The following is a 26829-nucleotide window of genomic DNA, read 5'->3' on the forward strand; positions in this document are numbered from 1 at the left end:
TCGCGCCGCTGTGACGCACCCTTACGCCTGAGGGCCCGCAGCGGGGATGCTGCGGGCCCTCAGGCACTGCGGGTCTCGAGTCGCCTCCGGCGGCTCGGCTCACGCCTCGTCTCGGCGCAGGGACGGCTTCAGGTCCTTCAGTCGGCCCAGCAGGCCGTTCACGAACGAGGGCGACTCGTCCGTGGAGAACTCCTTCGCCAGCTGCACCATCTCGTCGAGCACCACGGCGTCCGGGATCTCGTCGGCCCAGATCAGCTCGTAGCCGCCGAGCCGCAGGATGTTGCGGTCGACGACCGGCATCCGGTCCAGCGTCCAGCCGACCGAGTACTGCGCGATCAGCTCGTCGATACGCTTCGCGTGCTCCGCGTACCCCTCGACCAGCTGCATCGTGTACTCGCTCACCGGGGGCTGCCGGGTGTCTTCCCGGGAGAGCCGGATCCAGTCCGCGAGGACCGTCAGGACGTCGACGCCGCGCTGGTCGCCCTCGAACAGGATCTGGAAGGCGCGCTTGCGGGCCGTGTTGCGGGCAGCCACGGTTAGCTGTTCACCCGGCCGAGGTAGTCGCTCGTGCGGGTGTCGACCTTGATCTTCTCACCGGTGGTGATGAAGAGCGGGACCTGGATCTGGTGACCGGTCTCCAAGGTGGCGGGCTTGGTGCCGCCGGTGGAGCGGTCGCCCTGGACGCCCGGCTCGGTCTCCTGGATGGTCAGCTCGACGGCGGCCGGCAGCTCGACGAAGAGCACCTCGCCCTCGTGCTGCGCGACGGTCGCGGTGAAGCCCTCGATGAGGAAGTTCGCGGCGTCGGCGACCGTCTTGCGGTCGATCATCAGCTGGTCGTAGGTCTCCATGTCCATGAAGACGAAGTACTCGCCGTCCATGTACGAGAACTGCATGTCGCGCTTGTCGACAGTGGCCGTCTCGACCTTGACGCCGGCGTTGAACGTCTTGTCGACGACCTTGCCGGACAGCACGTTCTTGAGCTTGGTGCGCACGAAGGCGGGGCCCTTGCCGGGCTTGACGTGCTGGAACTCGACGACGGACCACAGCTGGCCGCCTTCGAGCTTGAGCACCAGGCCGTTCTTGAGGTCGTTCGTGGAAGCCACGGTTGCGGAATCTCCTGGACTGACGTGGACGACCCCGGCGCACGCCTCTGCCTACAGGGCGAGCAGCTCCTTGGTCGTGATGGTGAGTAGCTCGGGTCCGCCGTCCGCCTCGGGGCGTACGACGAGCGTGTCATCGATCCGGACGCCGCCCCGTCCCGGGAGGTGGACCCCCGGTTCGACGGTGACCGGCACGCAAGCGTCCAGTTTACCCATGGCCGCGGGGGCCAGCTGCGGGTCCTCGTCGATTTCGAGTCCCACCCCATGTCCGGTCAGGGACGACAGACCCTCGTGGTGGCCCGCGGACTCCAGCACCTGCCGTGCCGCCCGGTCCACGTCGCGGTAGGCCGCGCCGGGCGCCAGGGACTCGCGGCCGGCGCGCTGAGCGGCGAAGACGAGGTCGTACAGCTCGATCTGCCAGTCGGCGGGGGACGTACCGATGACGAAGGTACGGCCGATCTCGCAGCGGTAGCCGCGGTAGTTCGCGCCCAGGCAGACGGAGAGGAAATCGCCCTCCTCGACCCGGCGGTCGGTGGGGCGGTGGCCGCGCCGCCCGGAGTTCGGGCCGGTGCCGACGGAGGTGGCGAAGGCCGGGCCGTCGGCGCCGTGGTCGACGAGCCGGCGCTCCAGTTCGAGGGCCAGGTGCCGTTCCGTGCGGCCCACGAGGATGGACTCCAGTAGTTCACCCAGTGCCTGGTCGGCGATCTCGGCGCCGATGCGCAGGCAGGAGATCTCCTCCTCGTCCTTGATGACCCGGAGCTGCTCGACCGTGCCCGCGAGGTCGGCGAGGCGCAGGCGTGGGACGACCGAGCGGATCGCCCGGTACCGGGCGACCGTGAGGTGCTGTTCCTCCACAGCGAGCGACTCCACGCCCTGACCCGTGGCGAGGTCGGCCGCGGCTACGGCGGGGTCGCCCCCGGCGCCGGGCAGGTGGTGCGGTCGCAGGGTCTCGTCGGGGCGGCCGGTGCCGGGACGGTCCTGCGGGGGCTCGGCGCACACCAGCAGGTCCTCGGTCCTGCCGAGCAGCAGCACACTGCCCCGCGGGGCGCTGCCCGCGAGGTAGCGGACGTTGGCCGGCCGGGAGATCAGCGCGGACTGGCTGCCGCCGGCCTGGCAGCGGTCGCGTAGGCGGGCTCTGCGGGTGGCGTACACCTCTGACATGACTTGAGCGTAGGAGCTCCGCAGGTCCGCCGCCGTCTGAGAGAGTCCGAGTGGGGAGGGTCGTGGGTCCTCCACCGGCTCCCGACTACCAGCTCGGCGGGCTGGCTATCGACCTCGCCAGGACGTCGTCCAGCACCTTCGCCGTCTGCGGTACGTCCATCTGGGAGTTGTCGATGATCGGCAGTCCGGAGCCGTACCACCCGGCCATCCGGCCGTGGATCCGGGCCACCTCCTCGTCCGTCAGGCGGCGGTTGCCGGACCGCTCCGCGTTGCGCTCCAGGACGATCTCCAGGCCGGGCAGCAGGACCACCGGGAGCAGACCCGGGCCCACATGCCGCTTCCAGCCGCCGAGGCCGACCACCGGCCGGTCCGGGAACACCGCGTCGTCGAGGATGCAGGAGATGCCGTTGGCGAGGAAGTTGCGGGCGGCGAAGCCGCAGGTGCGGCGAGCCAGGCGGTACTGCGCCTCGGAGTGGTCGTTCCAGCCGGACTGGGGGTCGGCGAAGCCGGAGCGGACCCACTCGCGGACGTCGTCGAGGCTGATGTGCGCGGTGGGGACGCGGCGGTGGTCGGCCCAGTACTTGGCGACGCTCGTCTTGCCGGCACCGGCGGGACCGATCAGGAGCACGGCGAGGGTGGTGCCCGCGGGGTCGGGCACGGCGGCCGGCGGGGCGCCCACCGGGGCTCCGGGCGGCAGCGGAACATGACCGGTGGTGTCGGGGACCGGACCCGGTGCGTGCGGTGGCGCGGGTGGGCTCGGCGCGTGCTGGGGCGCGGGCGGTACCGGTGCGTGCGGGGGCGTCGGCGGGACCGAGGCGTGCGGCGGCGTCGGCGGGACCGGAGCCGGGGCGAAGCCCGGGGTCGGCGGCGGTGGGGGCATCGGGGCGGAGCCCTGGTGCGCACCCGGGTGATGAGGTCCCGGGTGATGTGCGGCCGGCGACCAGCCGGTGGCCGGTCCGTGCCCCGGCTGAGGGGGCTGCGGCAGCGGAGAACCCACTGCGTGCTGCATCCGGTGCCACTCCGTCTCGTCTTGGTCGGCTCATGTGCCGGCGGGGCGCTCGCGTCGGTGCCGGGAGCCCGACCGGACCCGGCCCTCGGGCCCGGCTCGCTCGTCCTCTCGTACCCGACGCGCGCCCCGGCTCACTCGCCGCAGGCTGATCGACGCTGGTTACAGGGCGGTACCTACCCCGCTCGCAACCGAACGGTACCGCCCCCGCCCCGCATTTGGTGAACGGCCGAGGACGGCCCGAAGTGCCCCTGCCACAAGGCGAATCCGGCGGAACGCCCGTCGCGGGACCTACCGGCCGCCCGCGCCGTCCAGGACGGAACGCCCGTCACGGGGAGCTACTGGCCGACCTCGCCGTACGCGGCGAGCAGCACCGCCGGGTCCGGGCCCTCCAGGACGGTCGGCTTGCCCAGTCCGTCAAGGACGATGAACCGCAGCAGGTTCCCGCGCGACTTCTTGTCGACCTTCATGGTCTCCAGGAGCTTGGGCCACTGGTCGTAGCGGTAGTGCAGCGGCAGTCCGACCGACTCCAGCACGGTGCGGTGGCGGTCGGCCGTCGCGTCGTCCAACCGGCCCGCCAGACGGCCCAGTTCGGCGGCGAAGTGCATGCCTACGGCGACGGCGGCGCCGTGCCGCCACTTGTACCGCTCGTTCTTCTCGATCGCGTGGGCCAGCGTGTGGCCGTAGTTGAGGATCTCCCTGAGCCCCGACTCCTTGAGGTCGGAGGAGACCACCTCGGCCTTGACCCGGATCGAGCGCTCGATGAGTTCGGCGGTGTGCGGGCCCGCCGGGGTGCGCGCGGCCTCGGGATCGGACTCGATGAGCTCCAGGATCACCGGGTCGGCGATGAAACCGGCCTTGATGATCTCGGCGAGCCCGGAGACGTAGTCGTTGACGGGCAGCGAGTCCAGCGCGGCCAGGTCGCACAGGACACCGGCCGGCGGGTGGAAGGCGCCGACGAGGTTCTTGCCCTCGGCGGTGTTGATGCCGGTCTTGCCGCCGACCGCCGCGTCGACCATGGCGAGCACGGTGGTCGGGATGGCGATCCAGCGCACCCCGCGCAGCCAGGTCGCGGCCACGAACCCGGCGAGGTCGGTGGTCGCGCCGCCGCCGACGCCGACCACGACGTCGGAGCGGGTGAAGCCGGACTGCCCGAGCGCCTTCCAGCAGTAGGCGGCGACCTCGGCGGTCTTGGCCTCCTCGGCGTTCGGGACCTGGATGGCGACGGCCTCGAAGCCCTGCTCGGCGAGGTCGGCGCGCAGCGCGTCCCCGGTGTCGGCGAGCGCCTCGGGGTGGATGACGGCGACCCGCTGGGCCTTCTCCCCCACCAACGCGCCGAGTTCGCCCAGGAGTTGACGTCCCACCAGGACCTCGTACGGCTCGCTGCCCGCGGTGCCGCCGACCTGGATGCGCGTCACTGCCTCGCTCATGCTTCCTTCAACTCCAGTGCGTCCAGCGCGATCTCGGTGACTTCTTCGGGGGTACGGCCGTCGGTGGCCACGACCGCCGTGGCGATCGACTCGTACAGCGAGCGCCGGGCCTCCATCAGCTCGCGCCACTGCTTGCGCGGGTTGACCGCGAGCAGCGGACGGGCGGCGTTCAGGCCGGTGCGCTTGACCGCCTCCTCGACGTCCATCGACAGGTACAGCACCCGCTGCCCCGCGAGCAGGGCGCGGGTGTCCGCGTCGAGGATGGAGCCGCCGCCCAGCGCGAGGACGCCGTCGTGCTCGGCCAGTGCCCGAGCCACCGCGGCCTTCTCGATCGCCCGGAAGGCCGGCTCGCCCTCGTCGACGAAGATCTCCGCGATGGTGCGGTCCTGTGCGGTGACGATGTCGTCGTCGGTGTCCCGGTAGGCGGTGCCGAGCCGGTCGGCCAGCAGCTGCCCGACCGTCGACTTGCCCACGCCCATCGGACCGACGAGCACCACCAGAGGGCTCATCGGATGGCCAGGTTCTCGAGGTACGACGTCACGTTGCGGCGGGTCTCGGGCACGCTGTCGCCGCCGAACTTCTCCGCCACCGCGTCCGCGAGGACGAGGGCGACCATGGCCTCGGCGACGATGCCGGCGGCGGGGACCGCGGAGACGTCCGAGCGCTGGTGGTGGGCCTGCGCGGCCTCACCGGTGGTCACGTCGACGGTCTGAAGGGCCCGCGGCACGGTCGCGATCGGCTTCATCGCCGCCCGCACCCGCAGCAGCTCACCGGTGGACAGCCCGCCCTCGGTGCCGCCCGAGCGGCCGGAGACCCGGCGGATGCCCTCGGGGGTGTTCACGATCTCGTCGTGCGCCTTGGATCCCGGCACCCGCGCCAGCTCGAAGCCGTCGCCGAGCTCCACACCCTTGATGGCCTGGATGCCCATGAGGGCACCGGCCAGGCGGGCGTCCAGCTTGCGGTCCCAGTGCACGTGGGAGCCGAGGCCCACGGGGACGCCGTAGGCGAGGATCTCGACCACGCCACCGAGGGTGTCGCCGTCCTTGTGGGCCTGGTCGACCTCGGCCACCATCGCCTTCGAGGCGTCCGCGTCCAGGCAGCGCAGCGGGTCGGCGTCCAGCTTCTCGACGTCGGCCGGCGTCGGGTAGACCCCGGCCGGGGCTTTCACCGAGCAGAGCTCGACGACATGGCTGACGATCTCGATGCCGGCCGTCTCCTTGAGGTACGACCGGGCCACCGCGCCCAGCGCCACCCGGGCCGCCGTCTCCCGCGCGGAGGCGCGCTCCAGGATCGGCCGGGCCTCGTCGAAGCCGTACTTCTGCATGCCCGCGAGGTCGGCGTGGCCGGGGCGCGGGCGGGTCAGCGGGGCGTTGCGCGCGAGGCCGGCGAGGATCTCCGGGTCGATGGGGTCGGCCGCCATGACCTGCTCCCACTTCGGCCACTCGGTGTTGCCCACCATGATCGCGACCGGGGAACCGAGGCTGAGACCGTGCCGGACACCGCCGAGGAAGGTGACCTGGTCCTGCTCGAACTTCATCCGGGCACCGCGGCCGTAGCCCAGCCGACGCCTCGCCAGGTGGTCCGCCACCATCTCCGTGGTGATGGGCACACCGGCGGGAAGGCCCTCCAGCGTCGCCACGAGTGCGGGACCGTGGGACTCCCCCGCGGTCAGCCAGCGCAACCTGCTCAACGGTGCTCCTCAGTGCTCGCGCCCTGGTACTGCCCTGCTTACGCGCGTCCTCGCGTACGGCAACGGCGCGACCAGGTGCGCGGCCCCGGCCCGCCGCCTCCGATCCTCCCACGTCCGGCGCCGGTCACCGGTCACAGGTCCAGCAGACGGACGTCAGCGGGCCGCGAGCGCGTCCTCCCCGGCCAGCAGTCGGACGTCAGCGGGCCGCGAGCGCGTGTTCCCCCGCCTTGCGCATCGCCTCCACGGGCGCGGGGCTCAGGCCCGTCATCTGCTCGACCTGGAGCACCGCCTGGTGCACCAGCAGGTCGAGACCGCTGACCACGGCCCCGCCGATCATCGACCAGCGGGCCGCGAGTTCGGTGGGCCAGGGGTCGTAGAGCACGTCGAAGAGGGCCGCAGGGCGCTCCGGTACGGCGTGGGCGAGCGCGTCCGTGGCGCCCGCGGGGGTGGTGGCGATCACCAGGGGGGCGCGCAGGGCCTCGGCCGCGTCCGTCCAGTCCGCCGTGCGCACCTCGACGTCGAGGCGCTCGCCCCACTGCCGCATCTCGGCGGCCCGGGCCTCGCTGCGCACATAGGCGACGACCTCGCCGGTGCAGATCCGGGCGAGCGCGGCGAGCGCGGAGGAGGCGGTGGCACCGGCACCGAGGATCGCCGCCGAGTCGACCTGTTCGATTCCGCGCTCGCGGAGGGCGGCGACCATGCCGGGGATGTCGGTGTTGTCGCCGAGGCGGCGGCCGTCCTCGGTGAACAGGACCGTGTTGACCGTCTCCACCGAGGCGGCCGTCTCGCTGATCCCGTCGAGCAGCGGGATGACGGCCCGCTTGAGCGGCATGGTCACCGACAGCCCGGCCCACTCGGGGCCGAGTCCCTCGACGAACCCGGTCAGGGCGGCCTCGTCGAGCTCGAACCGGTCGTACGACCAGTCGGTGAGGCCCAGCTCCTGGTAGGCCGCGCGGTGCAGGACCGGCGAGAGGGAGTGCGCGATGGGCTTGCCGAGGACAGCGGCCCGGCGGGCGGCGGTGGCCCGAGATGTCATGGAATCGTTCCTTGATCCGTTGTCACGCGAGGACCACGGACCGACCGCCCGGCGATGACGTCCGGCCCTCAGCCCTTCTTCCGTGACGCGTTGAACTCCTGCACGAGCTTGTCGTGCTCGGCCAGTGTCTTCGTGAACTTGCTGGTCTTGCCGTCCAGCGAGATGAAGTAGTACCAGCCGTCGTGCGTCGGGTTGAGCGCCCCCTTGATGGCCTCCTCACCCGGGTTGTCGATCGGCCCGGGCGGCAGACCCTTGACGTAGTACGTGTTGTACGGGTTGTTGTACTGCTTGAGCTCGGCGATCGTCAGGTCGATCTTGCTCTGGTTCTTGACGTAGTTGTACGTGGAGTCGAACTCCAGCGAGCCGTACGTCTGGGGGTTGCCGGGCTTGAGGCGGTTGTAGACGACCTCGGCCATCTTGCGGAAGTCGTCGTGGCTCGTGCCCTCGGCCTGCGCGAGGCTCGCGACGGTGAGCAGCTGCCAGGGGCCGTCAAGCCCCAGTCCCTTGGCCTTCTTCTCCAGGCCGAGGTCCTCGTACTTCGCGCTGGCCCGTTCGACCATGTCCTTGAGGACGCTCTCCGGCTTCCCGCCCTTGGGGACCGCGTAGGCGGAGGGGTAGAGGAACCCTTCCAGCGGGTCCTTCAGGTCGGGGTGGCCGAGCGCCCAGTCGGGCAGCCCGAGGTTCTTGTACTTCTGCTTGGCGACCTTCGCCGTGGTGCCCTTCGCCAGGTCCAGTCGTGCGTCGATCTCCTCGTAGACGTCCGTGTTGCGCTCGCCCTCGCGGACGATCAGGTTGTTCTGGCTCTTGGGGTCGAGCATCATCCCGACAGCGCTCTCGGCCGACATCTCCTTGTTCAGCAGATACGAGCCGGCCTGGATCTTCCCCGACTCGTCGTTCTGCGCGAACGCGGCCACGAACGCGTCGACGCTCTTGACGACACCCGCCGCCTTCAGGATCCGCCCCATCTCCGCGCCGTTGGCGCCCGAGGGGATGGTGATGGCCACCTTGTCGGCGGTGCCGTCACCCGTGTAGTCCGGCGCCGAGGAAAAACGATTTTGGTAGAACTGGTAGCCGAAGTAGCCGACCCCGCCGATCCCGCCGCCGAACACCAGCAGGACCACCAGGCAGGCGCAGCCGCTGCGCCGCTTCTTCGGTTTCTTGCCGCCGCGGCCCCGGCGATCACCCCGGCCGCCCTCGTCGTCGGCCTCGTCCTCGTCGTCGCCACCGCCCGCGAAGAAGGCGTGTTCGCCCTCGTCGGGGCCGGGGTCCCAGTCGGTCTCCCGCACGTCCGGCTCGGCCTGGCGACGGCTCGGCGGCTCCGGCGGCGGATACGCGTCAGGGGTGCCGTAGTAGTCAGGCTGCTCCCCGGCGCCGTAGGCCGCGGCCTGCTGACCGTACGGGTCCGAGGGGTCCGGGTAGGGGACCTGCGTGCCGGTGGCCCAGCCGCTGTTGTCGTACTGCTGCTGCGCGTACTGCTGGTGCTGCTGAGCGGCGTACTGCTGCTGGTCGTAGGCCTGGTTCTGCTGGTCGTAACCCTGATTGTGCTGGTCGTAGCCCTGGTTGTGCTGGTCGTAGCCCTGGTTCGGGTCGTACTGGTGCTGGGGATACTGCTGCTGAGCCTGTCCGTAGTCGCCCTGCCGACCGGTGCCCCACTCGCCGTACTCCGACTGCTGCGGCGCCTGCGGATAGTGCTGCTGCTGGCCGCCGTAGGCAGCTTGATGGCCCGTGGGGGCCTGCTGCCCATCCCATCCGCCGTCCCCGTGGTACGGGTCCTGCGGATGCCACGGTTCGGAGCCTTCCTGGCCCCGGCCATACTCAGTCATCGATCCCCTAGAGCCGCGAGGCGGCAGTCGCGCGGCGTGTGACCCGGCATCTGTTCCGCCTCTCTCTGTGCGGCACCTGTTCGAACAGTGTCGCAGTCGCGCGGAACGTTACCGTATCGCGATCAGATGACCACTTCGACGCCCTCGCCGGGTGCTTTACCTGACACCCGTTCGGATTCCAGGGCCTGCTGGAGGATGATCACAGCGGCTGCCTGGTCAATGACCGATCTGCCCTTTTTGGATTTCACCCCGGAAGCGCGCAGTCCCTGACTGGCCGTCACGGTCGTCATCCGCTCGTCGACCAGCCGGACCGGAACGGGCGCGATGCCCTTCGCGAGCTCCTGGGCGAAGCCGCGGACCTTGACCGCGGCCGGCCCCTCGCCCCCCTTCAGGGAGCGCGGGAGGCCGACGACGACCTCGATCGGTTCGTACTCCTCGACCAGCCGCTTCAACCGGCGCTGAGCTGCGGGAACGTCTCTTCCCGGGACCGTCTCCACCGGAGTGGCGAGGATCCCGTCGGGGTCGCACGAGGCGACCCCGATGCGGGCGTCCCCGACGTCGATCGCGAGCCGGCGGCCCCGGCGCATCGCGGGGCCGCCCTCACTCGTTTCCTGCTCGGTGCTCACTTGGCCGTTTCCGCCACGAGCCGCTCCACCGCGTCCACGGCCTCACCGATCGCGGCCGGGTTCTGGCCGCCGCCCTGGGCGACGTCCGGCTTGCCGCCACCGCCGCCGCCGAGGGTCTTCGCGGCCGTGCGGACCAGGTCACCGGCCTTGAGACCGCGCTCGCGGGCGGCGTCGTTGGTGGCAATGACCGTCAGCGGCTTGCCGTTGTTGACCGTGAAGAGGGCGACGACGACGGCACGGCCGCCCTGGATGCGGCCCCGCACGTCCAGGACCAGCTTGCGCAGGTCGTCCGGCGTGGTGCCGTCGGGGACCTGGCCGGTGACGACGGCGATGCCGCGGATGTCCTTGGCGGACTCGGCGAGACCGGCCGCGGCCTGGAGGACCTTCTCGGCGCGGAACTTCTCGATCTCCTTCTCGGCGTCCTTCAGCTTGCCGAGCATCGCGGAGACCTTCTCCGGGAGCTCCTCCGGGCGGCCCTTGATCAGCTCCTGGAGCTGAGCGACCACGGTGTGCTCACGGGCGAGGAAGTTGTAGGCGTCCACGCCGACGAGCGCCTCGATACGGCGGACACCGGAGCCGATCGACGACTCGCCGAGCAGCTTGACCAGGCCCAGCTGGGAGGTGTTGTGGACATGCGTGCCGCCGCACAGCTCCTTGGAGAAGTCGCCGATGGTCACGACCCGGACCCGCTCGCCGTACTTCTCGCCGAACTCGGCGATGGCGCCCTGCTTCTTGGCCTCGTCGATGCCCATGATGTCGGCGCGGACGTCGAGGTCACGGGCGAGGACCTCGTTGATCTTCTGCTCGACGTCGGTCATCACGGCCGTCGGGACGGCGGAGGGCGATCCGAAGTCGAAGCGGAACCGGCCGGGCTGGTTCTCGGAACCGGCCTGGGCGGCCGTCGGACCGAGCGCGTCACGCAGCGCCTGGTGGGTGAGGTGGGTCGCCGAGTGGGCGCGGGCGATGGCCGTACGACGGCGGCTGTCGATCGAGGCGTGCGCCTTGGCACCGACCGTCACCTCGCCGAACTGCACGACACCCTTGTGGACGTAGACGCCCGGGACCGGCTTCTGGCAGTCGCGGACCTCGATGACGGCACCGGAGTCGACCTTGATCTTGCCGGTGTCGCCGATCTGGCCGCCGCCCTCGGCGTAGAACGGGGTGCGGTCCAGGACGATCTCGACCTCGTCGCCCTCGGTCGCGGCCGGCGAGGAGACGCCGTCGACGAGGATGCCGACGATCGTGGACTCGCCCTCGGTGTCGCTGTAGCCGATGAAGTCGGTCTCACCGACCTTGTCGGCGATCTCACGGTAGGCACCGGCGCCCGCGTGCCCGGTCTTCTTGGCCTGGGCATCGGCCTTGGCGCGCTCCCGCTGCTCCTTCATCAGGCGCCGGAAGCCGTCCTCGTCCACCGAAAGGCCCTGCTCGGCGGCCATTTCGAGGGTGAGGTCGATCGGGAAGCCCCAGGTGTCGTGGAGCAGGAACGCCTTGTCGCCGGCGAGGACCGAGCCACCGGAGGCCTTGGTCTCGGTGACGGCGGTGTCGAGGATGTTGGTGCCGGCCTTGAGCGTCTTGAGGAAGGCGTTCTCCTCGGCGACGGCGACCTTCTCGATGCGCTCGCGGTCGGTGACCAGCTCGGGGTACTGCTGGCCCATCATGGCGATCACGGTGTCGATCAGGTCGAGCACGACCGGACCGGTGGCGCCGAGGAGCCGCATGTTGCGGATGGCGCGGCGCATGATGCGGCGCAGGACGTAACCGCGGCCCTCGTTGCCGGGGGTGACACCGTCACCGATCAGCATCACGGACGTGCGCATGTGGTCGGTGACCACGCGCAGGGAGACGTCCGAGTCGTGGGCGGCGCCGTACTCGACACCGGTCAGCTCGGTGGCCTTCTTGATGACGGCCATCGAGGTGTCGATCTCGTACATGTTCTGCACGCCCTGCAGGATCATCGCGAGGCGCTCGAGACCGAGGCCCGTGTCGATGTTCTTGCTGGGGAGCTCGCCGAGGATCTCGAAGTTGTCCTTGCCGATGCCCTCGCCGCGCTCGTACTGCATGAAGACGAGGTTCCAGATCTCCACGTACCGCTCGTCGTTGACGGCGGGGCCGCCCTCGACGCCGAACTCGGGGCCGCGGTCGTAGTTGATCTCGGAACAGGGGCCGCAGGGTCCGGGGACGCCCATGGACCAGAAGTTGTCCTTCATGCCGAGGCGCTGGATGCGCTCCTTCGGCACGCCGATGACCTCGTGCCAGATGCGCTCGGCCTCGTCGTCGTCCTTGTAGACGGTGATCCACAGACGCTCGGCCTCGAGGCCGTAACCGCCCTTGTCCTGGGGCGTGGTGAGCAGCTCCCAGGCGTACTTGATGGCGCCTTCCTTGAAGTAGTCGCCGAAGGAGAAGTTGCCGCACATCTGGAAGAAGGTGCCGTGCCGGGTGGTCTTGCCGACCTCTTCGATGTCGGGCGTGCGCACGCACTTCTGCACGCTGGTGGCGCGCGGCCACGGCGGCTTGACCTCACCCAGGAAGTAGGGCTTGAAGGGCACCATGCCGGCGGGGACGAGCAGCAGAGTCGGGTCGTCCGCGATGAGCGACGCCGAAGGGACGACGGTGTGCCCGCGCTCCTCGAAGAAGCTCAGCCAGCGGCGGCGAATCTCGGCCGACTCCATCAGTGGTCCTCATTCCGGTTGTACGGGTGCGTCTTGTACGACTTCGTGGTGTACGTGGTGTTCTCGATGGCGGCGATGCGCCGGGGAGCGGGCAGTTCGGGACTCTCGCGGATACCGAGCGCGTCCGAGAGCTCGGCCTCCCGCTGCGCCATGTTGTCGCGGACGTCGAGCGCGAAGCCGACCGCGCGGTCCTTGATCCGGGCGCCCGTCTCGATCGCCTTGTTGGCCGCCGTGGCGGCGAGGCTCTCGGGGGTCAGCTGCCTCAGCTTGCGGTTGACCTTGGTGGTGGCCCAGACACCGGCGGCCACGCCCGTGCTGAACCAGAAAGTACGGCGGAACATCTCTAGAGCCTCAGTCCCTCTTCCCGCGGCCCCGGGATACCGCCCGGCCCACGATCACGGTACGCCGGGGGGTCTTCGCGGGCGCCTCGTCCTTGCGGCCGCCGAGCGCCCGGCGCACGCCGTAGCCGAAGGCCGCGACCTTGACCAGGGGGCCGCCGAAGGTGGAGGCGACGGTGGTGGACAGCGCGGAGGCGTTCGACGTGACCTCCTGGACGTCCGAGGCGATCGCGTCGACCCGCTCGATCTGGGTCTGCGCGGAGCGCACCGCGGTGGAGGCGTCGGCCAGCAGCGGCACCGCCTGGTCGGTCACGTCCGCGACGAGCTTGGTGGTCGCCTTGAGCGTCTGGGCCAGCCTCGCCAGCGCGACGGCGAGGAAGGAGACCAGGATCGCCCAGAAGACGGCCACCAGGATCCCGGCAACCTCTCCACCGGACACCTGACACCTGCTCTCATAAACACCTGTAGATAACGCAGCCGAGCCTATCGCGCCGAGCACGGCGCTCCGCACCGGATTACCCCTCGCCCGCGGTCGGGTCGTCACGGGCGATTGTACGGAGTGAACACGCTTGAGTACGCTCCGTGTTCCATGCGCAGTCACCAGCCCGACGGCACCGAGGCGAACGGCAATCTCCCCCTGGAGCTCGACGGCTTCGTGGGCCGGCGGGCCGAACTCTCGGGCCTGGCACGGGCGCTCGACTCCGCGCGGCTGGTCACGGTGACCGGCCCGGGCGGGATCGGCAAGTCACGGCTCGCGGCACGGGTGGCCGGCGGCCGGTGCGCCCCGCCCGACGGGGTGTGGCGCGTGGAGCTGGCCGCCGTACGCGATCCGGAGTTCGTGGACCACGCGGTCGTGGAGGCGCTGGGCCTGACGGACCACACCGCGCGGCTGCCGCGCGAGACGCTCCTGGCCCACCTCGCCGAGCGTCGGCTGCTGCTGGTCCTGGACGGTTTCGAACATCTGGTGGACGCGTGCGCGGACCTGGTCGTGGAGCTGCTGGGGCAGGTGCCGGGGCTGGCGGTGCTGGCCGTCGGGCGCAGGCCGCTGTCGGTGGCGGGTGAGCAGGTCTTCGCCCTGGGTCCGCTGGGCGAGGAGGAGGCCGTGGAGCTGTTCCGGGAGCGGGCCGGGCGCCGGGGCCTGACGGTCGGGGACGCTCCCCGGGTACGGGAGCTGTGCCGGCGTCTGGACGGCATCCCGCTGGCGATCGAGCTGGCCGCGGGGCGGCTGGGGGCGCTGTCCCCGGATCAGTTGCTGGAGCGGCTCGACGACCGGTTCCGGCTGCTGACGGGCGGCAACCGGGACACCCTGCCCCGGCATCGGACGCTGCGCACGGCGATCGGCTGGAGCCATGAACTGTGCACGCCCGAGGAGCGGTTGCTGTGGTCGCGGCTGTCGGTGTTCGCCGGCCGGTTCGACCTGGAGGCCGCCGAGTACGTGTGCAGCGGCGGCGGTCTGCACTCCGACGACGTCCTCGACGTGCTGTCCGCGCTGCTCGCCCAGTCGGTGGTGGCGCGCGAGGAGACCGCGACCGGCGTCCGCTACCGGATGCTCGACACGGTCCGGGCGTACGGCGCCGAGTGGCTGGAGGCGACCGGTGACGCGGTCCGGCTGCGCCGACGGCACCGCGACTGGTACGTCGGTCTGGCCACCTGGTGCGAGCTGGACTGGTTCTCCCCGCGGCAGAACGAGGTGGCCGCCCGCATCGAGGCCGAGCTGCCGAACCTGCGCTGCGCCCTGGAGTACTGCCTGACCGACCCCGACGGGCTGGAGCTGGGCCGGCATCTCGCGGGCTCCCTCTGGTTCTGCTGGGTCGGCTGCGGCCGGCTCTCGGAGGGGCGGCACTGGCTGGAGCGCAGTGTGGAGCCGGAGCCGCGAGGGGAACCGGAGCCGGGGCCCGGCAATGAACACGCCCGGCTGAAGGCCCTGTGGGTGCTCGGCTATGTGGCGATCCTCCAGGGCGACACCGTGCCCGCGCTGGCGGCCCTCCAGCAGTGCCGCGAGGAGGCCGAGCGGACCTCGAACCCGACCGCGCTGGCCTACGCCGAGCACCGCACCGGCTGTCTGGCACTCGTCTCGGACGACATGCCCCGCGCCGAGGCCCTGCTGCGTTCGTCGCTGGCGCGCTACCAGGAGATCGGCGAGCTCAACAGCAATGTGCTCATGGGCCAGGTCGAGCTGGCGATGGCCCGTGCCTTCCTGGGCGATCTGCCGGACGCGGTACGGCTGTGCGAGGACGTCCGCCGGATCTGCGAGGACCACGGCGAGCGGTGGGCCCGGTCGTACGCCCTGTACGTCCTGGCGTACGCGGCCTGGAGCGAGGGCGAGGCGGCACGCGCGCGTGCGCTGCTCACCGAGTGTCTGACCTGTGCGCACACCTTCCGTGACCTGCTGGGCTCGGTCCTGTCGATCGAGCTGCTGGCCCTGGTCACGGCGACGCAGGGCGACCCGGCCGAGGCGGCGGTGCTCCAGGGCGCGGCGGCCGCGCTGTGGCCCTCGGTGGGTCTGCCCCTGTTCGGTTCCGCCTACTACAACGCCCCGCACGAGCTGTGCGAGGCGACGGCCCGGGAGCGGCTGGGCGACGAGCGGTACGAGGAGTGTCTGCGGCAGGGGCGGACCCTGGGCCGGGAGGCTGCGGTGGCCCGGGCGCTGGGGCGGGCACGTCCGCTGGAGGGGCTGCCTGCGCCGCGGGGGCCCGTGCGGCACACCAAGGTGCCCTTCGAAACGCACGAGCCCGCCGCCTCGCCCACCCGGAAGGGCGGGGAGACGGCGGGCTGAGGTGGTGCGTGGGCTACCGCCCGTGGTGCTACGGCCTGCTGATGATCAGCGGGCGTAGTACTCGACGACGAGCTGCTCGTCGCAGATCACCGGGATCTCCTTGCGGTTCGGCTCACGGTCCAGGCGGAACGCCAGGGCGCCGAGGTTCACCTGGAGGTAGCGCGGGGTCTCGCCGTCGGGGGCGAAGCCACCGGCACGGGCGACCTCGAACAGCGTCTTGCTGCGGCTGCGCTCGCGGACCATCACGACGTCGTCGGGACGGACGCGGAAGGACGGCTTGTCGACCTTCTGGCCGTTGACCTCGATGTGGCCGTGGACGACCATCTGGCGGGCCTGGTAGATCGTGCGGGCGATGCCCGAACGCAGGACCAGCGCGTCGAGACGGCGCTCGAGCTCGATGATCAGGGCCTCACCGGTCTTGCCCTGAACCTTGGAGGCACGCTCGTAGGCGCGGACGAGCTGACGCTCGGACACGTCGTACTGCGCACGCAGACGCTGCTTCTCGAGCAGACGGACCTTGTAGTCCGAGTTCTGCTTGCGGCCACGGCCGTGCTCACCCGGCGGGTAGGGACGGGCCTCGAAGTACTTGACGGCCTTCGGGGTCAGCGCGATGCCGAGGGCACGCGACTTCTTGACCTTGGGGCGGGACTGGTTCGCCACGATCTCTCATTTCTCGGTGTTCGGCTTGTCAGGGTTGAGGGAGGTCGCAATCCGCAGCCGGGGAAACCCGCCGGATCCTGGATCAGGACCTGGTGGGCAGCCGCTCCCCTGGTCTGGGCACATACGTGCAGCACGCGAGTGGCCCACCTACCGCGTACGGTGGTGGGCTGCCCGCGACACCATTCGAACGGTGCGCGACGCTCCTGGGACCCGCTGGGGGTCCCGGCCGGCTGTCCCGCTCTGACTGCGCGGGACTCGGCACTTCGAGGGATTCTACAGGCTGCTCAGGACCGCCTACGACCGAGGTGCTTCCTGGTCCACTCCACGGCGTCCGCGTACCGCGCCTCGCCGCCGTGCCGGGTGGGTTCGTAGTACTCGCGGTCCTTGATGGCGTCCGGGGCGTACTGCTGCTCGGCGATGCCCTCGGGCAGGTCGTGCGGGTAGACGTACCCCTGGGCGTGGCCGAGCTTGGCGGCGCCCTTGTAGTGGCCGTCACGCAGGTGGGGCGGGACGGGACCGGCCAGTCCCTTGCGCACGTCCTCCATGGCGGCGCCGATCGCCGTGGTCGCGGCGTTGGACTTCGGGGCCAGCGCGAGGGCGATGGTGGCGTGGCTCAGGGTCAGCGCGGCCTCGGGGAAGCCGATCATGGCGACGGCCTGGGCGGCGGCCACGGCTATCGGCAGGGCGTTCGGGTCGGCGAGGCCGATGTCCTCGCTGGCGGAGATCATCAGGCGGCGGGCGATGAAGCGGGGGTCCTCGCCGGCCTCGATCATGCGGGCCAGGTAGTGCAGGGCCGCGTCGACGTCGGAGCCCCTGATCGACTTGATGAGGGCGCTGGCGACGTCGTAGTGCTGGTCGCCGTCGCGGTCGTACTTCACGGCCGCGCGGTCGACCGTCTCCTCCAGCGTGGTGAGGGAGATCTCCGGCTCGCCCTTGTCGAGGGCGGCCCCGGCGGCGGCCTCCAGGGCGGTCAGGGCGCGGCGGGCGTCGCCGCCGGCGATGCGCAGGAGGTGGTCCTCGGTGTCCTCGGGGAGGGCGACGGCGTCCTTCAGACCGCGTTCGTCGCTCAGCGCCCGCTTGAGGAGCCCCCTCACGTCGTCGTCCGTGAGGGGTTCGAGGGTGAGCAGGAGCGAGCGGGACAGCAGCGGGGAGATCACCGAGAAGTACGGGTTCTCGGTGGTGGCCGCGATCAGGGTCACCCAGCGGTTCTCGACCGCGGGGAGCAGGGAGTCCTGCTGGGCCTTGCTGAAGCGGTGGATCTCGTCGAGGAAGAGGACGGTCTCCTTGCCGAATCCGCCGGTGGCGCGGCGGGCGCCGTCGATGACCGCGCGGACTTCCTTGACGCCGGCGGTGATCGCGGAGAGCTCCACGAAGCGCTTGTTGGTCGCCTTGGAGACGACGTACGCCAGGGTCGTCTTGCCGGTGCCCGGCGGGCCCCAGAGGATCACCGAGGAGGGTCCGGCGGGGCCTCCGCTGCCCTCACCGACCAGGCGGCGCAGCGGCGATCCCGGCTTCAGCAGGTGCTGCTGGCCCACCACCTCGTCGAGGGTGCGCGGGCGCATCCGGACCGCCAGGGGGCTGCCGGCCGGGTCCTTCTCCTGGCGCTCTTCCGCCGCCGCGGTGAACAGATCGGGCTCCACGACAGAAACCCTAGTTCACGGCACTGACAACACCGTCGGCCGTCGGTCAGGCCCAGAGGCTGCTGCCCCAGCGGGTCAGGATCATCATCGCGATGATGCCGCAGTGCGTGACCGGCAGGACCCAGGTGAACTCGGCGAGGAAGCGCTTGAGCCAGCCCGGGGACGGCAGGAAGTCGTTGCGGATGTTGAACGAGGTGACGTACCAGAACATGGTGATCGTGGCGACCCAGGCCAGCGAGCACCACAGGCACAGCGCGTTGATCCGGTACAGCGACTGGAACTGGAGCCAGGTGCAAAAGGCCACGCCGAAGAGGGTGCCGAAGTTGAAGGTGAGCCAGTACCAGCGCGGGAAGCGGGCCCGGGTGAGCAGGCTCACGCCGACGCAGATGACGATGCCGTAGCAGACGAGACCGAGCATCGGGTTGGGGAACCCGAAGGCGGCGGCCTGCTTGCTCTCCATCACGCTGCCGCAGGAGACGATCGGGTTGAGGGAGCAGCTCGGCGTGAACGTCTTGCCGCTGACCTTGCCCTCGAGGATCTTGAACTTGTCGATCGTGATGACCCATGCGGCGAGCAGCCCGGCCGCGCCGGTGACGACCAGGAGCAGGGCGAAGGCTCGGCTGCCGCCCTCCGTGCGGGGCGCGGTGTCGACGCCCGCCGACGAGGGCTCGGACTTCGTGGAGACGTCTTTCACTGTCGTCTTGCTCATCACGCCGATCCGTCTGCTTGAGAGTTGGACCTTCTTCGGGCAGGGGCCATTGTGCCGCACCCGGGGCCTTGTCCACCGTTCGGTGGACATAAGGAAGTACGCACGGTCGTCCCCTGGCGTTCGGTTCCGGCCGACGCTGTCGGACATGACCACACACGCGAACGAACTGGCGGTGGACGTTCGAGGGCTGCGCAAGCGCTACGGCGACGTCACCGCGGTCGACGGACTCGATCTCGGTATCCGCGCGGGCGAGGTGTTCGGCCTGCTGGGGCCCAACGGGGCGGGCAAGAGCACCACGGTGGAGATCCTCCAGGGCAACCGGGGCAGGGACGCGGGTGAGGTCTCGGTGCTCGGCACGGACCCGGCGCACGGCACACGCGCGTGGCGATCTCGTGTCGGAATCGTCTGGCAGGACGAATCCGCGCCCGCGGAGTTGACGGTCGCGGAAACGGTCCGGCATTTCGCCCGCTACTACCCGAGGCCGCGGGACCCGGCGGAGGTCATCGCCCTGGTGGGACTTGAGGGCAAGGCGGACAGCCGGACCAAGGCCCTGTCGGGCGGTCAAAGGCGGCGCCTCGACGTGGCGCTCGGTGTGATCGGCGGCCCCGAGCTGCTGCTCCTGGACGAGCCGACGACCGGCTTCGACCCCGCGGCCCGGCGCCGGTTCTGGGACCTGATCCGCAAGCTGGCCGTCGAGGGCACCACGATCCTGCTCACCACGCACTACCTGGAGGAGGCCGAGGCGCTCGCCGACCGGCTGGCCGTCGTCGCCCGGGGGAAGGTCGTGGCCACGGGCGAACCGGCCGCCCTGCGGGAGCGGTTCGGCACCGGGGCCACCGTCGAGTGGACCGAGCCGGGCGGCGCCCCGCGCGCGGTGCGCACGGACACCCCGACCAGGACGGTCGCCGAGCTGACCCACCGCTTCGACGGCGAGATCCCGGGACTGACGGTGACCCGCCCCACGCTGGAGGACGTCTACCTGCGGCTCACCGGACAGGAGGACCCGCGATGACCACGACCGCCGCACCGGCCGCACGCCACGGGGCCCGGGTCCGTCTGCCGGGGGCCTGGGGGCTGGGGCTTCGGCGGGGTGCCCTGGAGATCAGGATGTTCTTCCGGCAGCGCGACCACGTGGTGTTCACCTTCGCCTTCCCGGTGGTCCTGCTGTTCCTGTTCGCGTCGATCTTCAGCGACGACGTGGAGGGGGCGGGCATCAAGGCCTCCCAGCTGTACGTCCCGGCGATGATGGCCGCCGGCATCATGTCGACCAGCTTCCAGTCGCTGGGCGTCGCGATCGCCGTCGAGCGGGACGAGAAGGTGCTGCGCCGGCTGCGCGGCACTCCGATGCCGCCGGCGGCGTACTTCCTCGGCAAGATCTGGCTGGTTCTGGTCACCGGCCTCCTGGAGACGGCCGTCCTGCTGCTCGTCGGCACCACGCTGTACGACGTCCGGCTGCCCTCGGACGCCGGGAGGTGGTTCGCCTTCGCCTGGATCTTCGTGCTCGGTCTGACGGCCTGCGCGCTGCTCGGCATCGCGATCAGCTCGATCCCCAAGTCCAGCAAGAGCGCGAGCTCCGTGGTCGTACTCCCCTTTCTCGTCCTTCAGTTCATCTCCGGGGTGTACATCGCGATCGACACCATCCCGGACTGGATGCTGACCATCGGTGCGCTGTTCCCCCTGAAGTGGATGTGCCAGGGGCTGCGCGGGGTGTTCCTGCCGGACTCGGCGCAGGTGCTGGAGCAGGCCGGGGACTGGGAGTTCGGGCGCACCGCCCTGGTGCTGGGGGCGTGGTGCGTCGGAGGATTGCTGCTGTGTCTGCTGACCTTCCGGTGGAAGAACCGGGGCGAGGGGTGACCGGTCCGCCGGACGGCGGGGGCGCGTACTCCTGGGAGCGCTCCTTCCGGCTCTGGGACACCTACTTCGCGCTGATCTGGCTGGCCACCCTGGTGTTCGTGCTGGGCACCGGGCACCCCGGGTGGCCGGTCCGGCTGACCGCGGCGGCGCTGCTGGTGCCGCAGGTCCCGCTGTTCGTACGGGTCGGCCGCCCCCTGCTCCGGCAGGATCCGCCCGAAGCACGCAAGGCGCTCGCCTATCTGGGCGCGATGGTGGCGCTGTTCCTGCCCTCGGCGATCCTGGTGGGCGAGACCCGGCTGATGACCTTCGCACTCGTCCCCCAGTGCTTCATGACCCTGCGCATGCGGTGGGCGCTAGCCGCGGTCGCCGTGATCAACCTGGCGCCGGTCCTGGGCTGGGCCCTGCTCTGGTGGCCGAGCGACCGGGACGTCTTCTTCAACGGCCTGTTCGCCGTGGTCACCCTCGTCTTCTCGGTGGCCGTCGGCAGCTATGTCATCCGGATCATCGAGCAGAGCCAGGAACGGGCGGCCCTGATCGCCGAGTTGGACACGAGCCGGCACGAGGTCGCCCGGCTGTCGGCGGCGCACGGGGCGCTGGCCGAGCGGGAGCGGATGGCCCGGGAGATCCACGACACCCTCGCCCAGGGCTTCACCAGTGTGCTGATGCTGATCCAGGCCGTCGAGGCCGAGCTCGACCACGACCTCGGGCGGGCCCGCCGGCATCTGGCGCTGATGGACGAGACGGCCCGGCTGAACCTGGCCGAGGCCCGGGCCCTGGTCGCCGACGGCACCCCCGCCGACCTGGACGGCTCCTCGCTGCCGGACGCGCTGGGCAGGCTGGCGGCCCGGCACGCGGCCGAGCTCGACGTGACGGGCCCGGTCCGTCCGCTGCCCGCCGCTCCCGAGGTCGTCGCCCTGCGCGCGTGCCAGGAGGCGCTCACGAACTGCCGTAAGCACGCCGGGAGTTCGGCGGCCGTGGCCATCGGGCTCGACTACGCCGAGGACGCGCTCACCCTGTCCGTACGCGACGACGGGCACGGCTTCGACCCCGGGGCCGCCCATGACGGCTACGGCCTCGCGGGACTGCGGGCCCGTGCCGTCGAGGTCGGCGGGACGGTCCGGGTGCACAGCGCGCCCGGCGGCGGCACCACGGTCACCGTCCTGCTGCCCGTACCGCCCCCGAGGAGTTGTTCATGATCCGGATCATCCTGGCCGACGACCACCCCGTCGTACGGGAGGGCCTGCGGGCGATGCTGACCGCGGAACCGGACCTGGAGGTGGTCGCCGACGCGTCGAACGGGCCGCAGGCGGAGGCGCTGGCGGCCGAACTCCGCCCCGACATCGTGCTGATGGACCTGCGCATGCCGGGCGGGTCGGGTGTGGAGTCGATCGCCCGGATGACGGAGGCGGGACTGCCCTGCCGGGTGATCGTGCTGACGACGTACGAGACGGACCGCGACATTCTGCGGGCCGTGGAGGCGGGGGCCGCCGGCTACCTGCTCAAGGACCTGCCCCGGGCCGAACTGGCGCAGTCCGTGCGGGCGGCCGCGCGCGGTGAGACGGTCCTGGCCCCGACGGTCGCCGCCCGTCTGGTCGACCAGCTGCGGACAAAGCCGGAACGGCCGCGGCTCTCGGAGCGCGAGACGGCGGTGCTGCGCCTGGTCGCGGACGGCTGCACCAACGCGGAGATCGGGCGCCGGCTGTTCATCGGCGAGTCGACGGTCAAGACCCACCTCCTGCGCGTCTTCGCCAAGCTGGACGTCGACGACCGCACCGCCGCCGTCACCAGCGCCCTGCGGCACGGGCTCCTCGACCAGTGACACCCGCGTCAGCCGCGGTCACGGGCGCCGGTCATGCGACCGGCGCCCTGACGCGCGTGCCTGCTAGCCGAGTCGGGACTCCAGCTCCGCCACGATCTCGTTGACGCCGATCGCCGACTGCTCCCCGGACTCCATGTCCTTGAGCTGTACGACTCCCTCGGCGAGGTCGCGTTCGCCGGCCACGATCGTGTAGCGGGCGCCGCTGCGGTTGGCGTTCTTCATGGCGCCCTTGAGGCCCTTGGCGCCGTACGAGAAGTCCGCGGCGATGCCGACCTTGCGCAGCTCGGTGACCTTGGCGAACAGGACCCGGCGGGCCTCCTCCCCGAGCGGGACCGCGAACACGCTGGTCGTGGAGGGGAGTTCGAGCTCGACGCCCTCCGCCTCCAGGGCGAGGACCGTGCGGTCGACGCCGAGGGCCCAGCCGACGGACGGCAGCGCGGGGCCGCCGATCATCTCGGACAGGCCGTCGTAGCGGCCGCCGCCGCCCACCGCGGACTGGGAGCCCAGACCGTCGTGGACGAACTCGAAGGTCGTACGGGTGTAGTAGTCGAGGCCGCGCACCAGCTTCGGGTCGTCCTCGAAGGCCACGCCCGCCGCGGTGATCAGCTCACGGACCTCCTCGTGGTACGCCTTGCAGGCGTCGCACAGGTAGTCGCGCAGCAGCGGCGCGTCCCCGAGCTGCTTCTGCACCGACTCGCGCTTGTCGTCGAGGACGCGCAGCGGGTTGATGTCGGCCCGGCGCAGGGTGTCCTCGTCGAGGTCGAGGCCGCGCAGGAAGTCCTGGAGCGCGGCCCGGTACACCGGCCGGCACTCCTTGTCGCCCAGGCTGTTGAGCAGGATGCGGAAGTTCCTGAGGCCCAGCGAGCGGTACGCCTGGTCGGCCAGGATGATCAGCTCGGCGTCGAGGGCCGGGTCCTCCGCGCCGATCGCCTCGGCGCCGACCTGGGAGAAGTGGCGGTAACGGCCCTTCTGGGGGCGCTCGTAGCGGTAGTACGAGCCGGAGTACCAGAGCTTGACCGGCAGGTTCCCGGCCTTGTGCAGGTTGGCCTCCAGCGCCGCGCGCAGCACGGAGGCGGTGCCCTCGGGGCGCAGGGCGAGCTTGTCGCCGCCCTTGGTCTCGAAGGCGTACATCTCCTTGGTCACGATGTCGGTGGACTCACCCACACCGCGCGCGAACAGCTCGACGCTCTCGAAGCCGGGCGTCTCGATGTAGCCGTAGCCGGAGGTGCGCAGCGGCGCGGCGATCGCCTCGCGGACGGCGAGGTACCTGGCCGAGTCGGGCGGCAGCAGGTCGTACGTGCCCTTGGGGGCCTGAAAGGTGCTCACGAAGTCTCTCGTCACATTCCTCGTCGGGGAGGGGTCTGCGGACCCGCTCCCTGGCCGGCCGCCACTTCCCGCAGATACGGGTTGGTGGCGCGCTCCTGGCCGATGGTCGTCTGGGGGCCGTGGCCGGACAGCACCACGGTCGAGTCGTCGAGCGGCAGGCACACGCGGGCCAGCGAGTCGAGCATCTCGGCCATGTCACCGCCGGGCAGGTCGGTGCGTCCGATGGAGCCGGCGAAGAGCAGATCCCCGGAGAAGAACACGGACGGGATCTCCGCGGTCTCGGGCATCCGGAACGTCACCGACCCCTTCGTATGGCCCGGCGCGTGTGCGACGGACAGCTCCAGACCCGCCAGCTCCAGCTTCGTGCCGTCGGTCAGCACCCGGACGTCGTCCGGCTCGCCCACGGTGATCTCGCCCATCAGCGGCATGCCGATCGACCGGCCGAGCCCCATCGACGGGTCGGTCATCATGTACCGGTCCTCGGGGTGGATCCAGGCGGGCACGTCGTGCGCGCCGCAGACCGGGACGACCGAGGCCACATGATCGATGTGGCCGTGGGTGAGGACGACGGCGACGGGCTTGAGCCGATGCTTCTTCAGTGCCTCTTCGACTCCCTCGGCGGCCTGGTGGCCCGGGTCGATGATCACGCACTCCTCACCGGCGGCGGGGGCGACGAGATAACAGTTCGTCCCCCAGGCCCCGGCGGGGAACCCGGCAATGAGCACGATCGTCCTCGGTTTGTGTGGGTACGGGCGGTCTTCCGGGCGGCTGCCCCAGTGGTCAGAGCCTACCGGCGCTGCCGATTCCTCAGCGAACCCATATACGGTACGGGGCACACGCAGGCGGTCGGCTCATAGGACGCATGCGTAACGGTCGGCGGACGAGACGCATGAGGAGAGAACCCCGTGGTCACCCAGGAACAGCGGAAGCGGCAGCTCGCGCGGGAGAAGTTCTTGCGGCAGCAGCAGCGGCGCACGGAGGCGCGACGCAAGGCCCGTCTGCGCAACTCCGTGATCGGGTCGGTGCTCGGCGTGATCCTGGTGGGCAGCCTGGCGCTCTACACGTCCGGGGTCCTGAAGGACGACGACGACAAGGCCAACGCGAGCGCGGAGGCCAGCCCGAGCGCGGAGGCGACCAAGAAGGCGCCGGACCCGTGCGAGAAGCCCGCCGCCGGCAAGGTCAAGACGGAGACCTGGAAGAAGGAGCCGGCGATGACCATCGACAAGTCGGCGAAGTACACCTTCGACCTCGCGACCACCTGCGGCACGATCGACATCGCGCTGAAGACCTCGGCGGCTCCGCACACCGTGAACTCTTTCGCGTTCCTCGCGGGCAAGGGCTTCTTCGACCACACCAAGTGCCACCGGCTCACCACCAACGGCATCTACGTCCTGCAGTGCGGCGACCCGACGGGCTCCGGCAGCGGCGGACCGGGCTACACCATCCCGGACGAGAACCTGAAGGACAAGAGCCTCAAGGCGAACACCTACCCGGCGGGCACCGTCGCGATGGCGAACACCGGCCAGGCGCACACTGGAGGCAGTCAGTTCTTCCTGGTCTACCAGGACAGCCAGCTGCCCCCGAGCTACACCCCGTTCGGGACCATCTCGGAATCCGGTATGAAGGTGCTGAAGAAGATCGCCGCGGCCGGTGAGAGCACCGGCGCGGGCGACGGCGCGCCGAACGCGACCGTCGTGATCAACAAGGCGACCGTCACCAAATCCTGACCGCCAACTGCGAAATTTCGGTCGCGCGGGATGCGGACAGGCCACCCGCCGGTCGCCTATGTTGGCCGTGACGAAACTGTGGACGATGCCCGGGGGCGCTGAAGCCTTCCGCAGGCATCATGTGGAGGAGGCGCTGTGAGCAGCGACCCGTGGGGCCGCGTCGACGAGACGGGGACCGTGTACGTGCGTACGGCCGACGGCGAGCAGGTCGTCGGTTCCTGGCAGGCCGGCTCCCCCGAGGAAGCCCTGGCCTACTTCGAGCGCAAGTACGAGGGCCTGGTTGTCGAGATCGGCCTCCTCGAGAAGCGTGTGAAGACCACCGACCTGTCGGCGAAGGACGCCCAGACCGCGATCGACCACATCCGCGAGCAGGTCGACGCGCATCACGCGGTCGGCGACCTGGACGCGCTCAAGGTGCGGCTGGACAAGCTGGTGGAGACGGTCGACAAGCGGCGCGAGGAGCGCAAGCAGCAGCGCGCGAAGCAGTCCGACGAGGCCCGGCACGCCAAGGAGGCGCTGGTCGTCGAGGCGGAGGAGCTGGCCCAGTCCGACCAGTGGCGGGCCGCCGGTGAGCGGCTGCGCGCCCTGGTGGACACCTGGAAGGGTCTGCCGCGCCTGGACCGCAAGTCGGACGACGAGCTGTGGCACCGCTTCTCGCACGCGCGCTCGGCGTTCTCCAAGCGTCGCAAGGCCCACTTCGCGTCGCTGGACGCGCAGCGCGAGGAGGCCCGCAAGACCAAGGAGCGCCTGGTCGGCGAGGCCGAGGCGCTGTCCGGGTCGACGGACTGGGGTCCGACGGCCGCCCGCTACCGCGAGCTGATGGCGGAGTGGAAGGCCGCGGGCCGTGCCCAGCGCGAGCACGAGGACGACCTGTGGAACCGCTTCCGCGGCGCCCAGGACGTGTTCTTCGCGGCCCGCAGCTCGGTCTTCGCCGAGCGGGACGCCGAGCAGACGGAGAACCTCAAGCTCAAGGAGGAGCTGGCCGAGGAGGCCGAGAAGCTCCTGCCGATCGGCGACCTGAAGACGGCCCGCGCCGCCTTCCGCACGATCAACGAGCGCTGGGAGGCCATCGGCCATGTCCCGCGGGACGCCCGGCCGAAGGTCGAGGGCCGGATGCACGCCGTCGAGCGCGCGCTTCAGGAGGCCGAGGAGACCGAGTGGCGCCGGACCAACCCGGAGGCACGCGCGCGTGCCGCGGGTCTGACCGGCCAGCTCCAGGCCGCGGTCGACAAGCTCAAGGGCCAGATCGAGCAGGCCCGCGCCCAGGGCAACAACGCGCGCGCCGACAAGCTGGAGCGCGAGCTGGAGGGCCGCCAGGCCCTTCTGGACCAGGCTCTGAAGGGCCTCCAGGAGTTCGGCGGCTGATCCCAGGCTTCGGCGGCTGATCAAGCCCGTCGCCTTCCGCTACGACGAGAAGGGCCCCGTACGTGACGTACGGG

Annotated in this window: 25 protein-coding genes; 7 read left to right on the forward strand and 18 right to left on the reverse strand. The window is 70.8% G+C overall.

Annotated elements, in window-relative coordinates:
• Positions 1-99: 99 nt before the first annotated feature.
• The 13 genes from nusB to ACFULQ_RS40140 form a co-directional block, all read right to left on the reverse strand.
• Entirely contained in the window at positions 100-534 is a 435-nt protein-coding gene (gene nusB, locus ACFULQ_RS40080; protein ID WP_383554134.1) for a transcription antitermination factor NusB, read from the reverse strand.
• 2 nt (positions 535-536) lie between these two features.
• Positions 537-1103, reverse strand: a complete 567-nt coding sequence (gene efp / locus ACFULQ_RS40085) for an elongation factor P (protein ID WP_020138098.1) — start codon at positions 1101-1103, stop codon at positions 537-539.
• A 51-nt stretch (positions 1104-1154) separates the two neighbouring features.
• Complete coding sequence (locus ACFULQ_RS40090) at positions 1155-2261, reverse strand: aminopeptidase P family protein (protein ID WP_383554136.1); 1107 nt, start codon at positions 2259-2261, stop codon at positions 1155-1157.
• Positions 2262-2346: 85 nt separating this feature from the next.
• A complete protein-coding gene (locus tag ACFULQ_RS40095) occupies positions 2347-3270 on the reverse strand; it encodes a Pro-rich N-terminal domain-containing protein (RefSeq protein ID WP_383554139.1) in 924 nt (307 codons plus the stop codon).
• Between the two features lie 335 nt (positions 3271-3605).
• Positions 3606-4697, reverse strand: coding sequence for a 3-dehydroquinate synthase (gene aroB / locus ACFULQ_RS40100; protein WP_020138095.1), 1092 nt, complete (start codon positions 4695-4697; stop codon positions 3606-3608).
• Entirely contained in the window at positions 4694-5206 is a 513-nt protein-coding gene (locus ACFULQ_RS40105; protein WP_383554141.1) for a shikimate kinase, read from the reverse strand. Before ACFULQ_RS40105 ends, aroB begins: the two co-directional genes overlap by 4 nt.
• Complete coding sequence (gene aroC, locus ACFULQ_RS40110) at positions 5203-6387, reverse strand: chorismate synthase (protein WP_383554144.1); 1185 nt, start codon at positions 6385-6387, stop codon at positions 5203-5205. The genes ACFULQ_RS40105 and aroC overlap by 4 nt, the downstream gene beginning before the upstream one ends.
• 196 nt (positions 6388-6583) lie before the next feature.
• Positions 6584-7423: a shikimate dehydrogenase gene (locus ACFULQ_RS40115; protein ID WP_383554147.1), complete on the reverse strand. Its 840-nt coding sequence runs from the start codon at positions 7421-7423 to the stop codon at positions 6584-6586.
• 68 nt (positions 7424-7491) lie between these two features.
• Entirely contained in the window at positions 7492-9246 is a 1755-nt protein-coding gene (mltG, locus tag ACFULQ_RS40120) for an endolytic transglycosylase MltG (protein ID WP_383554150.1), read from the reverse strand.
• Between the two features lie 122 nt (positions 9247-9368).
• The gene (gene ruvX / locus ACFULQ_RS40125) at positions 9369-9833 is read right to left on the reverse strand and encodes a Holliday junction resolvase RuvX (protein WP_383554192.1); all 465 of its coding nucleotides are present in this window, start codon (positions 9831-9833) and stop codon (positions 9369-9371) included.
• A 35-nt stretch (positions 9834-9868) separates the two neighbouring features.
• Positions 9869-12541 carry an alanine--tRNA ligase gene (gene alaS, locus ACFULQ_RS40130; protein ID WP_383554153.1) on the reverse strand — a complete coding sequence of 891 codons (2673 nt, stop codon included), beginning with the start codon at positions 12539-12541 and terminating at the stop codon, positions 9869-9871.
• Positions 12541-12882 carry a hypothetical protein gene (locus tag ACFULQ_RS40135; protein ID WP_383554156.1) on the reverse strand — a complete coding sequence of 114 codons (342 nt, stop codon included), beginning with the start codon at positions 12880-12882 and terminating at the stop codon, positions 12541-12543. The genes alaS and ACFULQ_RS40135 overlap by 1 nt, the downstream gene beginning before the upstream one ends.
• A 10-nt stretch (positions 12883-12892) precedes the next feature.
• Positions 12893-13318, reverse strand: a complete 426-nt coding sequence (locus ACFULQ_RS40140) for a DUF948 domain-containing protein (RefSeq protein WP_383554159.1) — start codon at positions 13316-13318, stop codon at positions 12893-12895.
• Between the two features lie 150 nt (positions 13319-13468).
• Here ACFULQ_RS40140 and ACFULQ_RS40145 point away from each other — a divergent pair, with 150 nt between their 5' ends.
• Positions 13469-15655, forward strand: a complete 2187-nt coding sequence (locus ACFULQ_RS40145; protein ID WP_383554162.1) for an ATP-binding protein — start codon at positions 13469-13471, stop codon at positions 15653-15655.
• A gap of 45 nt (positions 15656-15700) precedes the next feature.
• On the opposite strand, the gene rpsD is transcribed toward ACFULQ_RS40145, so the two are convergent.
• The 3 genes from rpsD to ACFULQ_RS40160 form a co-directional block, all read right to left on the reverse strand.
• Positions 15701-16315, reverse strand: coding sequence for a 30S ribosomal protein S4 (gene rpsD, locus ACFULQ_RS40150; RefSeq protein WP_020138086.1), 615 nt, complete (start codon positions 16313-16315; stop codon positions 15701-15703).
• A gap of 284 nt (positions 16316-16599) precedes the next feature.
• Positions 16600-17955 carry a replication-associated recombination protein A gene (locus tag ACFULQ_RS40155; protein WP_383554166.1) on the reverse strand — a complete coding sequence of 452 codons (1356 nt, stop codon included), beginning with the start codon at positions 17953-17955 and terminating at the stop codon, positions 16600-16602.
• Between the two features lie 46 nt (positions 17956-18001).
• Positions 18002-18664 carry a vitamin K epoxide reductase family protein gene (locus ACFULQ_RS40160; RefSeq protein ID WP_383554169.1) on the reverse strand — a complete coding sequence of 221 codons (663 nt, stop codon included), beginning with the start codon at positions 18662-18664 and terminating at the stop codon, positions 18002-18004.
• Between the two features lie 145 nt (positions 18665-18809).
• On the opposite strand from ACFULQ_RS40160, the gene ACFULQ_RS40165 reads away from it, so the two are divergent.
• From ACFULQ_RS40165 to ACFULQ_RS40180, 4 genes are read left to right on the forward strand one after another with little or no spacing between them, the layout of a single operon-like run.
• Positions 18810-19676, forward strand: a complete 867-nt coding sequence (locus ACFULQ_RS40165) for an ABC transporter ATP-binding protein (RefSeq protein WP_383554172.1) — start codon at positions 18810-18812, stop codon at positions 19674-19676.
• Positions 19673-20518, forward strand: a complete 846-nt coding sequence (locus tag ACFULQ_RS40170; RefSeq protein ID WP_383554175.1) for an ABC transporter permease — start codon at positions 19673-19675, stop codon at positions 20516-20518. The genes ACFULQ_RS40165 and ACFULQ_RS40170 overlap by 4 nt, the downstream gene beginning before the upstream one ends.
• Positions 20515-21714 (forward strand): sensor histidine kinase, encoded by a 1200-nt coding sequence (locus tag ACFULQ_RS40175; RefSeq protein ID WP_383554178.1) that lies wholly within the window; start codon positions 20515-20517, stop codon positions 21712-21714. The genes ACFULQ_RS40170 and ACFULQ_RS40175 overlap by 4 nt, the downstream gene beginning before the upstream one ends.
• Positions 21711-22337: a response regulator gene (locus ACFULQ_RS40180; RefSeq protein ID WP_383554180.1), complete on the forward strand. Its 627-nt coding sequence runs from the start codon at positions 21711-21713 to the stop codon at positions 22335-22337. The genes ACFULQ_RS40175 and ACFULQ_RS40180 overlap by 4 nt, the downstream gene beginning before the upstream one ends.
• Positions 22338-22400: 63 nt before the next feature.
• Here the strand turns inward: ACFULQ_RS40180 and hisS are convergent, their stop codons facing one another.
• Positions 22401-23663 (reverse strand): histidine--tRNA ligase, encoded by a 1263-nt coding sequence (hisS, locus tag ACFULQ_RS40185; protein WP_383554183.1) that lies wholly within the window; start codon positions 23661-23663, stop codon positions 22401-22403.
• A gap of 11 nt (positions 23664-23674) precedes the next feature.
• Positions 23675-24388, reverse strand: coding sequence for an MBL fold metallo-hydrolase (locus ACFULQ_RS40190; RefSeq protein WP_359821144.1), 714 nt, complete (start codon positions 24386-24388; stop codon positions 23675-23677).
• Between the two features lie 180 nt (positions 24389-24568).
• Here ACFULQ_RS40190 and ACFULQ_RS40195 point away from each other — a divergent pair, with 180 nt between their 5' ends.
• Together ACFULQ_RS40195 and ACFULQ_RS40200 are read left to right on the forward strand one after the other, a co-directional pair.
• On the forward strand, positions 24569-25390 hold the full coding sequence (locus ACFULQ_RS40195; protein ID WP_383554186.1) for a peptidylprolyl isomerase: 822 nt from the start codon (positions 24569-24571) through the stop codon (positions 25388-25390).
• Positions 25391-25525: 135 nt separating this feature from the next.
• The gene (locus ACFULQ_RS40200; protein WP_383554189.1) at positions 25526-26755 is read left to right on the forward strand and encodes a DUF349 domain-containing protein; all 1230 of its coding nucleotides are present in this window, start codon (positions 25526-25528) and stop codon (positions 26753-26755) included.
• Positions 26756-26829 lie beyond the last annotated feature (74 nt).

This window comes from Streptomyces sp. NPDC057253 (assembly GCF_042669125.1).
Taxonomy (GTDB): domain Bacteria; phylum Actinomycetota; class Actinomycetes; order Streptomycetales; family Streptomycetaceae; genus Streptomyces.